This window comes from Methanoculleus frigidifontis (assembly GCF_030464345.1).
Classification (GTDB): domain Archaea; phylum Halobacteriota; class Methanomicrobia; order Methanomicrobiales; family Methanoculleaceae; genus Methanoculleus_A; species Methanoculleus_A frigidifontis.
In genome coordinates this window covers 1-12,895 of the sequence record NZ_VCYH01000012.1, presented here as the reverse complement: position 1 = coordinate 12,895, position 12,895 = coordinate 1, and the positions used below count along the sequence as shown (strand labels likewise).

The following is a 12,895-nucleotide window of genomic DNA, read 5'->3' as shown; positions in this document are numbered from 1 at the left end:
CCATTTCAACATCCCGCGCTGTCCCGAATCCGGGTCAGGACGGCAAAAAAGGTGGTGTTACCGTCTTTTGCCCATCAGGACAAACGCCACTCCCGCAACGACCAGCACCGCCACAAGAGCGACGGCGATGTACAGGAACGAGAGTGTTTCGGCGCCCTCTCCGGCAGGAGGCGTCTGCGGCGCTGCGGTTGCCGGCACCGTCACCGTCTGTTCCGGCGTGACCGGCGTCGTCGCCTCAGCAGCGCAGGTGAGAGCATAGGTGCTGAAGTGGCTGATCGATGCAGTCACCGTCCGGGCGGCGGCATCGACGCTCGTCGGGCAGTCTTCCCATACGCCGCGCGTGGCGTTGTAGCCCTGCACGACCAGCCGCCCCGCATCGCCGTCCGCCGTGGCGAGCAGACCCGCCCACTCCTCTGTGGTGAAGGTGAAGATCAGGTCGATCGCCGGCGAGAAGGCGGAGCCGTCGGGGGTGCAGTCGACCGCATAGCCGGAGAAGGTATACGACGGATCGGACGGGAGGGTCGAGACGACGGCTATCCCGACTTCGGGAAGCGGTTCGCCGTCGACGTCGAGGGCGATCACGCCGGTATCGATCGCCAGGCAGGCGAACCCTTCGTCGGCAGAGACGAGGTAGGGCCGGAGCACCCCGCCCCAGGAGGCGGTGAGGAGGCTGGCGCTGCCGACCACAGTGGTCGGTTTCACCGATGACCCGCCGCCGCCGGAGGCCGGGGACGGGGTCGGGGCGGGGGTGACGACGGCCTTTGCCGCGATCACCGCGAACGCGGAGAAACCGCGGGGTGAAACCGCCTCAAAGACCATCATCCCGTCGGCGTCAATCCCAAGATACGTCGTCGCGAGCGCTTCGGTGTCGCCGTCGTCGCCCTGCCGGAAGATCCGGATCGCGTCCGTGCCGCCGTTCGCGTTCACCCAGTCAGGCGCGACGGTCATCCGCAGGACGGCGTCCCGGATAGTGTCGTTCTCGGTCAGGTTCGTCTTGGTGAAGTAGACCGCGTAGGCCGTCGAGGTGACAGAAAGCCCGTCGTCCGCCGCAGCAAGCGTGAACGACGTTGCCGCCTCGTCACTCGGCCGGTCGTAGATCGCGGTCGTGATCCCGAGGTCAGGGTTGTAGCCGTTCATCGAGGCGTTGAAATTGACCGAGACGTTGCCGAGGTCGCCGAGGTCGGTGCTCACCGGGCTGCTCTCGAGCAGGACGCCGGTGACGTTCCCGACCGAGACGTTGCCGGCCGTGGTGAGCCCGTCGGTCCGGATGGTGACGTTCATGTTCCCGCCCGTCAGGACGATCTCGTCCCCGCTGACCGTTCCGTTCCCGGTCGTTGCGTTGAAGCTGACCTGCTGTTTGCCGCCGACAGCGGTGACGCTCGTCCCGTTGTCACGGAGGGTGAAGTTCTCGGCCCGCTCCGGCGGCTCCGGCGGGACGTCCCGGACGGTGATGTAGTGCGTCCGGGTCAGCGTGTCGGTCCCGATAGCGTTGCCGACGGTGAGCGTCACGTCGAACCGCCCGATGGCGGTGTAGGTGTGAATCGGGTTCTGCCCGGTCGAGGCCGCGCCGTCGCCGAAGGTCCACGACCACGACTCGGCGTTCCGGGAGGCGTCGGTGAACTGCACCGCGAGCGGGGCGTCGCCGTCGGTCGGCTCAGCGGTGAAGTTTGCCCGGGGCATACCGCTCGCCGACCAGATCGGGGCGAAGATGGAGAACTCGGTGATGTTCTCGGCGTAGACATAGCGCCCGGCCGTGTTCACCCCGTTCGGGGCGGGCACCTTCGACCAGGCGCTGCCGTCGTGCCGCCAGACCGCAAGCAGTGCCGGGTTCCTGCCGTCGAGGTCCTCATCCGTGTAGGTAAAAGCCACCGAGACCTCGCCGGTGCCGTCCGACGTGAGGTTCAGGTAGTGGCCGATGTTCATCGTATCCTCGCCGTCCGGCGGGACCGCCGTCGCGTTCGATGCCGTGACGTTGCCGGCAGCATACAGTGAGGTTATCGCGGCGAGCGGGCCGAGCGTGGTCGCTTCAACGCTGTTCGAGTAGGCCGACCGCTCGAAGACGACATAGGAAGAGGTGTTCTCAGGGAGAACCGACCCGATCGCCGAGTCGACGATCCGGGTGCCCGTCGCACCGGTGAGGGAGACGCCGGTCGCGTTCTCGGGCGCGTAGAGGCCGTCGATGGTGCACTTGCGGAGCACCGTGCCCGCCGTGTTCTGCCGGACGATGACGCCGGAGACGCCCGCAGGGCCGCCCCGCAGATCGGTGAAGGTCGAGTTCCGGATCAGGTTTCCGGAGGCGCCGATATCCGCTCCGTCGACCCGTGCCGCCTCAAACCCGCTGAAACTGCAGGTGTCGACGGTGTTGCCGGACGAGGAGCCGGAGACCTCGAGGCCGGTGACGGCGTAGCCGATCGCAGCAAGGTCTTTGACCGAGCACCGGGTCACGGTGTTTTCATCCGAGTCTTCGAGGACGATGCCGACCAGGCGGGAGCCCCCGGCGCCGCCGTCGACCCGGTTCGCGGTGAGGGTGTTTTCGTCGGCTTCCTTAAGTACTATTCCGAGCGGCGAGCCCTCGACCGTGTTTTCGCCGACAGCGTTCTCCTCCGCCTTCTCGAGCAGCAGGCCGGAATCAGTCGTGGCCGTGACGGTATTTCGCTCAACGGTGTTCTCATCGCTGTCGAAGAGGTAGATCCCGAGCGTGCCGCCGGAGAGGGTATTGCCGGTCACGCGGTTTTTGCCGCCACCGTCGACGACGATCCCGTAGTCGGCGCAGTCGGTGAGGGTGTTGTCGGCAAGGTAGTTCCCGGTCCCGTCCTCGATGCCGATGCCGACCGCGCCGGAGAGGGTGCAGTCAAAGACGTTGCAGTCGTTCGACCGGTTGATGTACACGGCACCGTGCTCGTTCCCGGTGACGGTGCAGTGCTGGATGGTGCAGTGCGACGAGGGTTCGTGGAAGTAGTCCTCTTCGCTGCGGATCGTAACGCCGAAGTAGTTCCCCTCCACCCGGGAGTTCTTCAGCTTGACGGTCTCCGCCCCTTCGACCCGGAGCCCCTGCGAGCCCGTCGCCCCCGTGAGCACGAAGCCGTCGATCTCGACGTCGTCAGAGTAGACCGTCACGACGGGCTTGTACGGGTCGGACGCCGTCAGGACGACGTCGGCGGGAAGGCCGGATGCCGATTTCAGGGTGACCTCATTGAAGATAGCGAGGTTCTCCTTCGTCCCGCTGTAACCGCCGTCGACGGTGATGGTATCCCCGTCCTGGAACTCGTAGTCGCGGAGAGCCTCGTCGATGGTCGAGTAGTCCTTGGGTATCCGGAGGTTGTGGACGGTCTGCCCGCCGAGCGGGGCGAAGATGCAGAGCTCTTCCACCTCGACGCCGATCTCGCGGTTGTCGAGGTCATGCCACCGGGTGCCGTTCCAGGAATCGCCGTCCGCGCTTCCCGCATCCCATCGGGTTCCGTTGTGCTTCCAGATCTGGAGCGTGCTCGCGTTGACTTCCCCGAGATTCTCTTTCGTGTAGTGGAAGGTGAGGTTGAGCTGGACGTCGGTCTTGCCGAGCTCTCCGTAGATCTCGACCCAGTTCCCGATCTCCTGCTTCGTCGTCTGGTAGTCGGGATACGACGGCGGCTCCGGCGGGTTCTCGACGCCGCGGATGAAGATCGGCTCGTTCGGATCCGTGATGGTCACGGTCGTCGGGTGGCTCTTTCCGAGCGTGTTCTTCTCAAGGAGGAGCGTCTCCTGGAGAACACCCTCGGGGATGCTGAGAATGATATCCCAGGCGCCGGGGCTCGAGGCCGTGAGGGTGTTGCTGACGACCCGGTTTTTCTCCGGGTCGTTCACCTGGATGCCGCAGATGTCGTAGCCCGAGATGACGTTATCCGCAACGGTTGTGTTCTTGGTGCCTTTATTGATCCGGATGCCCGTTTCGGAGACGTTGAAGACGTTGCCGCTGATGACCGAGTCGTATATGCTGGCGGCGTACACCCTAAATCCGGTCTCGACGTTCTCGCAGAGGTTTTCGGAGACGACCGTCCCGTTGCACCGTTCGATCATAATTCCGCTGCTGCAGCCCTCCACGCGGTTCTGCGCCACGGTCACTCCATCGACGTCGGAGAGGGCAAACCCGTAAAACCCATTCTCGGCGATATTCTCCTGTATGACGACGTTCGCCGGGCCGCGGTTCTTCTTATAGGGATCCCCGTTCTTCGCTGCATTCACCCGGATGCAGGTTGAGGTGGCGTTCCGGACGGTGTTGTTCCGGATCACGAGACCGTCGTCGGCGGACACGACGTTGATGCCGCGGCGCCCGCCCTCTATCCGGTTGTCGCAGACGGTCGCGTTCCCGGTACGGTGGACATAGATGGCCCCTCCATCGCTCGTCCCCGTGATGTTCTCAAAGGTGTTGCCCTCGATACGGCCGCCGTAGAGCTCATAGGCGTAGAGTCCCCACTCGCCCCAGCAGTCCAGCACCTCGTTGTTCAGGATTGTCTGGTTCTCCCTGTCCCCGGCATACATGCCGTTCTTGCAGTCATACACGGCATTGTCCCGGAGCATGCCGTCCTGACCGGAGAAATAGATGCCCTCGGGGCATCCGTCCTCGGTATAGAGTCCGGTGACGATGTTGCCGGCGACGGTGAGGTTCCCCATGCCCTGCTGCGTTCCCGCACTGATGCCTTCACCGTCGTACAGGGTGACGGTGTTTTCGGAGATCTCGGCATCGCCGCCGGCGAAGTAGATTCCCCCGTTCCGGCAGCCGGTGAGGGTGTTGCCGCTGACCTTCGACCAGTTCGTGGACTGCAGGTAAATGCCGTCATAGAGGCAGTCGGTGACGGTATTCTCCCCGACCGTCCAGCGCTGCGACGGGAGCTGCGCAAAGATGCCGTATTTGCAGTCCCGGATGGTGTTGTAGTCCACCGTCCAGTCCTCCATCACCGACGCGTATCCGCCCGTGGCGTGGATTGCCTTGTCGCCTGCCTCGGCGATGGTGTTCTCGAAGAGATCGACGTTCCGGTAGCACTCGTACAGCCGGATCCCGGTGCCCTCTTCGGTCACATAGTAGCTCTTCTCCCACCGCGTCGCGTTCCGGATATCGTTGTAGCGTATCATGAGATCGTTGCCGCTCACATAGATCCCGTAACCCGGCACGTCGCGGATGGTGTTGTTGCGGATCGTCAGGTTGTTGCCGGTCGCCCGAATCCTGGTGTACTCGCCGATACAGTCCTCGATCACACCCCAGTCGCCCTGCAGGCGCACCTCGGCGTTGCAGCTGCTGATGGTGTTGCCGTCACCGTAGAGGTAGAGCACAAGATCCCCGCCCACCCAGTTCGAGTCCCGGGGGACCGCAACGTTCGTTGCCGCGATCGTTCCGCCCCTCACCGTTATCGGCCGGTCGCTCCGGACGTTTTCAATCAGTGCCCCGGGCGCGGTGACGGAGACCGTGATGTTGGTCAGGTCGGCATCGGAGATCCCGAGTTCTCCCGAACCCGATATCTTGCGCTCAGATGCGGCGTCGATGGTGCAGCCGCTGATGTTCAGCGAATGGCCGTTCAGGTCGACGTTCCCGTCCATCGTCAGGAAGGGGCGGGTCCAGGTGTCGTCCCCCATTGTAAGCGTTCCGCGGGGCTTGCCGACCGTTACAGAACAGGTCTGATCGTCCGAACCGGATTCGGTGACCGTTCTGACCCGGTAATCGTATGTCTGACCCGGCACCAGGCCGTCATCCCGAAGCCTTACATCGTTCTTGCTGTAGATGGTCGCGATCGCTGTGTCGCCGCGATACACCGTGTACGACTCGAAGTCGTAGCCGTATGGCTCCCACCATTGCAGATCGACTTTATCGATACCGACGTACGTTGCAGAAAGAGCACCTGCCGACGATATGCCGCAGATGCAAAAAAGGAGGAGTACTCCACATATCCGGAAATATTTTTCATTCATCAGTATGCCTCCGAATGCTGTTATCCGCATCCTTTCGACCGTTCCCGGGGATCGGGAGATCGAGACAGCCCTGTTTGCTGATCCATTCTGTATACCAGTACGTATCCGACCTGCTATGAAAAGGTGCCGGTTTTATCGCCCCGGAAACGAGCCCGATTGGAAAAATGCAGTTTAAAAGTGATTAATATTTGGTATTTCGCGATAAAAAATGAGATTCCTGGTCTCCAGAATTCGCGGAGAATACGCTTCGCGTGACGGCAGTAGCAGAGGCTGCGCCGGACTCCCGCCGCCGCTGCACGCCGCACCTGCCGGTGCCTGAACTCTGCAATTCGCAGGCAGGAAGCGCCATATAAACACTCTGGTGCAGCGGCCAGTACCGGGTCAGGGCATTGCGGTGGAGATGTCTGTCGCCACCCCCTGTAAAACGGCCAATATAACACCGCATCCGCAAAAACCAGCGAATTAAGCGATACAACATTCGCCAGGGGCTGGCGCGATCGATAAGGTTATCTACCGTTTTTAACTATTACTCACTATGGTTCCTGACGGGGCGGGCTCGACGGTCATCTCCCTGCTGTACGTCGATGACGAGCCCGCCCTGCTCGATGTCGGGAAGATCTTTCTGGAGCGGGCGGGCGACGTCGTCGTAACGCCGGCGCCGGGCGCGGCGAGTGCGCTCCGGATGCTCGAAGAAGGCGAGTTCGACGCCGTCGTCTCGGACTACCAGATGCCGGGCATGGACGGCATCGACCTCCTGCAGCACCTCCGCAGGCAGGGCAACGACATCCCGTTCATTATCTTCACCGGGAGAGGTCGGGAAGAGGTTGCCATCGAGGCGCTCAACAGCGGCGCCGACTTCTACCTCCAGAAAGGCGGCGATCCGAAGACCCAGTTTGCCGAGCTTCTGCACAAGATCCGCCGGGCCGTCGCCGGCAGGCGTGCGGAGCGGGAACTGCAGCAGCGGCACGACGAGCTGCTCGCAGCGAACGAGCGCCTTGCCGCCGCGGAAGAGGAGATGCGCCAGCAGGTCGAGGAGATCGCCGCCGCACAGCAGGCGCTGCGGGAGTCCCGGAACCGGTACCGGGGCATCTTCGAGAATACCGGTTCGGCGACGATCATCATCGAGAACAATACGACCATCTCCCTCGCAAACGGCGCGTTCGAGCGGCTCTCCGGATTTTCCCGCAGGGAGATCGAAGGCGTGAAACCGTGGACCGGGTTCGTGCACCCGGACGACCTCGAGCTGATGAAGTCCTACCACCGGGGGCGGCGGGCAGGCCTTCCGGACGTGCCGAGCCGCTACGAGTTCCGGTTCCTCGACCGCTCGGGGGAGATACGGCACATCCACCTGACCGTCGGCATTATCCCGGAGACGGACCGGTCGGTCGCCTCGCTGGTGGACATCACCGAGAGGAAGCGTGCAGGCGAGGAGAGACGCATCCTGACCCGGATCGTCGACGCCGCCCCCTGCTCCATCACTGTCCACGACATGGACGGGCGGTTCCTGTACGCCAACCAGCGGACGTTCGGCCTGCACGGCTGCTCCCGGGAAGAGTTCTTCTCTATCAGCCTGCACGACCTCGACGTCCCGGAATCCGCTGACCTGATCGAACCGCGGATGCAGCAGCTCCGCGAGACCGGCGAAGCGGTCTTCGAGGTCGCACACCGGCGGAGCGACGGCACGACCTTCCCGCTCCGCGTGCACGCCCAGACCGTCACCTGGGGCGAGACGCCTGCAATCCTGAGCCTTGCCGAGGATATCACCGGAGAGAAACAGGCAAAAGAAGCCCTCGCAGAGAGCGAGGAACGGCTCCGGCGGGCCGTGAAGAGCGGACACGAGTTCCTCTTCAGGGTTGAGTTTACCCCACGGCCGGTCATCACCTACGTCGACCCGGCGGTGACCGATGTCACCGGATTCTCCGTCGAGGACTTTGCTGCCGATATCACCCTCGCGTTTCGGCTGATCCATCCCGATGACCGGGCGGCGTTCGAGAAGGTAATCAGAAACGAGACCGACTGGTCAAAGCCACAGACCTTCCGCTGGGTCCTGGACGGCGGGCGGACGATCTGGGCCGAGGAATATTACACGCCGTTCTACGATGCAGAGGGAAGGCTCGCTGCGGTTGAAATTGTCGTCCGCGACGTCACCGCGCAGAAATGTGTGGAAGAAGCGCTCCGCGAGAGCGAACGGCGGCTCTCGACCCTGCTTTCAAATCTCCTCGGAATGGCCTACCGGTGCAGGAACGACCGCGACTGGACGATGGAGTTTCTGAGCGACGGTGCGCTCGCCCTTACCGGCTACAGACCCGAAGAGATCGTCGAGAGCCGGCGGGTTGTATACAACTCGCTGATCCACCCCGACGACCGCGAGCGGGTATGGCAGAAGGTGCAGGAAGCCCTTGCGGAGCAGCGGCCCTTCCAGCTGATCTTCCGCCTGGTCGCCCGGGACGGCGAAGAGAAGTGGGTCTGGGAGCAGGGGCGTGGAATATTCGATACGGCCGGCGGGCTCGTCGCCCTCGAGGGTTACATCGCCGACATCACCGAGCAGCGGCGTGCCGTGGAGGCGCTGGCAGAGAGCGAGGAGCGGTTCCGTGCCTACTTCAACGGTTCTCCCGACGCTATCTTTGTCTCGGATGCAGAGGGGCGGTTCCTCCGGGTAAACCCCGCCGCATGCGCTCTGGCCGGGTACAGCGAGGAAGAACTTCTCGGGCTTGCAATCCCCGATATCCTCGACCCGACCTGCGTGAGCGCCGGCCTTGCATCGTTCCGGAACCTCTGTGAGACCGGCCGGGCGAACACCGAATCCCTCTTCCTCCGGAAAGACGGCTCCCGCTACGCCATGAGCGTTGATGCCGCACGGATCCGTCCGGACGAATATATTGCTTTCTGCAGGGACATCACCGAACGCAAACGTGCTGTGGAGGCGCTGCGCCTTGCAAACAGGAAACTCCAGCTCCTCTCGGCCATCACCCGGCACGACATTCTCAACCAGGTGACCGCCCTCACCGGGTATCTCGAATTCGCACGGGAGCGGAGCACTGATCCGGAGCAGATCGACTACCTGGAGAAGCTCGAGAAGGCTGCAGAACTGATCCGGCAGCAGATCGAGTTCACCCGCGACTGCGAGAAGGTCGGCAGCGCAGCACCGGCATGGCAGAACGTCGCCGCGGTGATCGCACAGGCCTGCGACGGGCAGATACCGGTCGGGTGCGACCTTTCCGGACTTGAGGTCTATGCCGATCAGATGCTCGCGAATGTCCTCGCAAACCTGATGGACAACACGCTCCGGCACGGCGAGCAGGCGACCGCGGTACGGGTGCGCTGCCACCCCTCTGCCGGGGGTGTCACCATCGTCTGGGAGGACGACGGCGTCGGGGTGCCGGCCGACCGGAAAGAGCAGATCTTCATACGCGGGTTCGGCAGGAACAGGGGATACGGCCTCTTCCTGATCCGCGAGATCCTCGCGATCACCGGTATGACCATCCGGGAGACGGGGGTGCCCGGGAAGGGAGTCCGGTTCGAGATCACCGTCCCGGAGGGTGCCTACCGGTTTACCGGGCCAGAAACCGCATAGGCGTCCGTACCTCTTCTGCAGGATATCTGCCTCGAGCGGATGCTCTCGTGCACGGCCGGCCGATGGGGATATATAGGATGATATATCACATTAGTATGAAAAGTATGAATTACATTCCGAGGATGAGAAGTATGAATTACATTCCGAGGATGAGAAGTATGTTCAAGGATCAGCATATCGGATCCTGCAGAGGAGGAGTCGTATGGCAGTAGCCGCAGGAACTGCCGTCAGGATGTCAGACGGCCATTTCCGGTTGATGTCGCTGGCGTTCCGCATCAGAGATCTGATCCGCCCGCCGGAGAAGATGCTTGCGCAGTTTGGGATCCGGGAGGGCATGACCGTCGTGGACTACGGCTGCGGCCCGGGAAGTTACATCAAAACGGTCTCCGACCTCGTCGGTCCGGACGGCACCGTCTATGCCGTGGACGTCCACGATCTCGCCGTCGAAGCCGTCTCCCGGCGGATCGAGACCGAAGGGCTCGCGAACGTCGTCCCCGCCCTGGCGAAGGGCTACGACTCGGGCCTGCCGGACGGCGCCGCAGACCTCATCTACGCCCTTGACATGTTCTTCATGGTCGAGGATACGGACACGTTCCTCGCGGAGCTTTGGCGGATCACAAAACCGGACGGCGTCCTGATCGTCGACGACGGCCACCAGCCGCGGGAGAAGACGCGCCGCGCCATCCGGGAGTCGGGGTCCTGGACGATCGAGGAGGAGAAGCGCGAGTACCTGCGGTGCCGGCCGGTGCTGCCCAACCGTACATGAGGAGATGAAAGATGTTCCACAACCACCACCGCCACCACTGCAGCGAAGAGACGAAACACATCTTCGGGACGGTCAAGGTCGGCGAACGCGGCCAGATCGTCATCCCGAAAGAGGCCCGGGAGATCTTCGACATCAAGCCCGGCGACACCCTGATGGTCCTCGGCGACGAGGCGCACGGGATCGCCCTCGTCAAGGCGGACAAGTTCCGCCGGATCGCCGAGAAGATGCTCCAGATCTTCGAGAGAGCGCCGGAAGAGCCGCCCGAGGAGTGAGACAGCGGGTCACTGCCGCCGGAGAGCACCATGCCAGCAATAGACGTACATGACCTGACAAAGTCCTTCGACGGATTCGTCGCCGTCGACGGCATCTCGTTTACGATCGAGAGCGGCGAGATCTTCGGGCTGCTCGGCCCGAACGGAGCCGGAAAGACGACGACCATCGCGATGCTCGCGACGATGCAGCGGCCGACCTCGGGCGCGGCGACGGTCAACGGCCACGATATCGTGACCGACGAAGACGGCGTCCGCAGGTCTATCGGGATCGTCTTCCAGGACCAGAGCCTGGACGAAGAACTGACGGCGTATGAGAACATGGACTTCCACGGCCGCCTCTACCGGATCGGCGGCGAAGTGCGCCGGCAGCGGATCGGTGAGCTCCTCGCCCTCGTCAGGCTCGAGGACAGGAAAGACGACCTCGTCAAGACCTACTCGGGCGGTATGCGCCGCCGGCTCGAGATCGCCCGGGGGCTGCTCCACGAACCGACGGTGCTCTTTCTGGACGAACCGACCCTCGGCCTCGACCCGCAGACGCGAAACCACCTCTGGGAGTATATCGAGCGGCTGAACGCCGAGAAGGGGATCACCATCATCCTCACCACCCACTACATGGAGGAGGCGGACCGGCTCTGCGACCGGGTGGCGATCATCGACCGCGGGTCGATCGTCGCGGAGGGCACCCCGGCGGGCCTGAAGGCCTCGATCGGCGGCGACGTCATCACCATCGCCTCGCCCGACCCGGACGCAGTCGCCGGCCTCCTGACCGCTCCCTGGGTCTCCGGGGTCGAGCGCCGCGACGGCCAGGTGACGATTCGCCTGGAGAACGCCGAAGAGCACGTCCCCGGGATCGTGACCGCCATCCACCAGCGGAGCATCGGCATCACCTCGCTTGCGGTGAGGAAACCGACGCTCGAAGACGTCTTCCTGCACTACACGGGACGGACGATCCGCGAGGAGGAGGCGAGCGGCAGAGAGGCGATGCGCATGTTCCACCGGGCAGGGAGGCGGTAGGGGTGGATATCGTCTACGCCATCTGGCTGCGGAGCATCAAGCGCTACCTGCGCTCGAAGAGCAGGATCGTCGGCAGTCTCGGAATGCCCCTCTTCTTCATGCTGGTGCTCGGGTTCGGGTTGAACTCGATCGTCCGGGTGCCGGGCATGGAAGGGGACTATATAAGTTTCCTCATCCCCGGCGTCGTGGCGATGAGCGTTCTCTTCACCTCGGTCTTCTCCGGGATCCAGATCATCTGGGACAAGCAGTTCGGGTTTCTGAAAGAGACGCTGGTCGCCCCGGTCTCGCGGCTCGAGATTATGCTCGGCCAGACCCTCGGCGGCGCGACGACGGCGGTTATCCAGGGGCTGATCCTGATGGTCTTCGCGCTCTTCATCGGGCTTGAGCCCACCGGAGTAACCGGGTTTGTGATCGCCGTCCTGTTCATGGCGCTGATCGGCGTGTTCTTCACCGCGTTCGGGATTGCGATCGCATCACGGATGGAAGATATGCACGGCTTCCAGCTGATCATGAACTTCGTGATCTTCCCGATCTTCGGGCTCTCGGGAGCGCTCTTCCCCATTGACAGCCTCCCCGCCTGGCTGCGGCCGCTGACGCTCGCCGATCCCCTGACCTACGGCGTCGAGGGGATCCGCTACGGCCTGACCGGGGCGGCACAGGTAAGTCCGGTCATCTGTCTCGCCGTCCTCGCCGGGTGCGCCGTGCTCATGACCGCCGTCGGGGCGTACCTCTTCCGGAAGATCAGCGTCTGATAGGGGCTCGTCCCCCCCTCCACTCTTCAATAGCGGAGGAAGGTCGAAAGGGTGCCGGGCCGGTGTAACCGATACTGCCGCACCGACCCAGGCCTTTGAGAGCAGCGAACTCAAATAATCCTGCGCAGATACTCTTTTTCGATATGGGTGCACGTGATAGCATGACGTACGATGAGCAGATACCCGAATACCCGCTATGGCCGATCGGGACTGCCGACCGGACGGCGGTCATCGACCTCTTCAACTACTACGTCGAGAACACCTTCGCGGCATACCCAGAGCAGGGGGTGCCCTACGAGTTCTTCGAGATCTTCCTCGCCACCTGCAGGGACTATCCTTCGGTCGCGGTGGAGGATGCGGACGGCAGGTTTCTCGGGTTCGGGATGCTCAGGCTGCATAATCCCATCCCGGCGTTCGCGCACACCGCCGAGATAACCTGCTTCATCGACCCGGGAGGATTTCGAAAAACCGCCCTCTTCTCAAAAGTACTTTATAGTCCCGGATCGACCTGATCTCCATGAGCACGTTTACCAACTTCATAATTCGGCACGAATATGCCTCTCTTGCCGCCCTGGGTGAT

At 63.1% G+C, this 12,895-nt stretch carries 7 protein-coding genes; 6 read left to right on the top strand and 1 reads right to left on the bottom strand.

Annotated features, from left to right (window positions below):
* Positions 1-57: 57 nt before the first annotated feature.
* Positions 58-5,937: a right-handed parallel beta-helix repeat-containing protein gene (locus FGU65_RS14180; RefSeq protein ID WP_301665156.1), complete on the bottom strand. Its 5,880-nt coding sequence runs from the start codon at positions 5,935-5,937 to the stop codon at positions 58-60.
* Between the two features lie 535 nt (positions 5,938-6,472).
* Here FGU65_RS14180 and FGU65_RS14175 point away from each other — a divergent pair.
* The 6 genes from FGU65_RS14175 (at position 6,473) to FGU65_RS14150 (ending at position 12,827) form a co-directional block, all read left to right on the top strand.
* Positions 6,473-9,511: a PAS domain S-box protein gene (locus tag FGU65_RS14175; RefSeq protein ID WP_301665155.1), complete on the top strand. Its 3,039-nt coding sequence runs from the start codon at positions 6,473-6,475 to the stop codon at positions 9,509-9,511.
* A 202-nt stretch (positions 9,512-9,713) separates the two neighbouring features.
* On the top strand, positions 9,714-10,277 hold the full coding sequence (locus FGU65_RS14170) for a class I SAM-dependent methyltransferase (protein ID WP_301665154.1): 564 nt from the start codon (positions 9,714-9,716) through the stop codon (positions 10,275-10,277).
* An 11-nt stretch (positions 10,278-10,288) separates the two neighbouring features.
* The gene (locus FGU65_RS14165; RefSeq protein ID WP_301665153.1) at positions 10,289-10,549 is read left to right on the top strand and encodes an AbrB/MazE/SpoVT family DNA-binding domain-containing protein; all 261 of its coding nucleotides are present in this window, start codon (positions 10,289-10,291) and stop codon (positions 10,547-10,549) included.
* Positions 10,550-10,579: 30 nt separating this feature from the next.
* Positions 10,580-11,563 carry an ATP-binding cassette domain-containing protein gene (locus tag FGU65_RS14160; RefSeq protein WP_301665152.1) on the top strand — a complete coding sequence of 328 codons (984 nt, stop codon included), beginning with the start codon at positions 10,580-10,582 and terminating at the stop codon, positions 11,561-11,563.
* Positions 11,564-11,565: 2 nt separating this feature from the next.
* Positions 11,566-12,315 (top strand): ABC transporter permease, encoded by a 750-nt coding sequence (locus FGU65_RS14155; protein WP_301665151.1) that lies wholly within the window; start codon positions 11,566-11,568, stop codon positions 12,313-12,315.
* A gap of 161 nt (positions 12,316-12,476) precedes the next feature.
* Positions 12,477-12,827, top strand: a complete 351-nt coding sequence (locus tag FGU65_RS14150) for a GNAT family N-acetyltransferase (RefSeq protein ID WP_301665150.1) — start codon at positions 12,477-12,479, stop codon at positions 12,825-12,827.
* Positions 12,828-12,895: the final 68 nt, after the last annotated feature.

Bases quoted from the DNA above. Each gene is read 5' to 3' on its own strand.
- FGU65_RS14175 (WP_301665155.1), top strand. From the start codon at position 6,473: ATGGTTCCTGACGGGGCGGGCTCGACGGTCATCTCCCTGCTGTACGTC.
- FGU65_RS14170 (WP_301665154.1), top strand. From the start codon at position 9,714: ATGGCAGTAGCCGCAGGAACTGCCGTCAGGATGTCAGACGGCCATTTC.
- FGU65_RS14160 (WP_301665152.1), top strand. From the start codon at position 10,580: ATGCCAGCAATAGACGTACATGACCTGACAAAGTCCTTCGACGGATTC.
- FGU65_RS14180 (WP_301665156.1), bottom strand. From the start codon at position 5,937: ATGAATGAAAAATATTTCCGGATATGTGGAGTACTCCTCCTTTTTTGC.
- FGU65_RS14150 (WP_301665150.1), top strand. From the start codon at position 12,477: ATGACGTACGATGAGCAGATACCCGAATACCCGCTATGGCCGATCGGG.
- FGU65_RS14165 (WP_301665153.1), top strand. From the start codon at position 10,289: ATGTTCCACAACCACCACCGCCACCACTGCAGCGAAGAGACGAAACAC.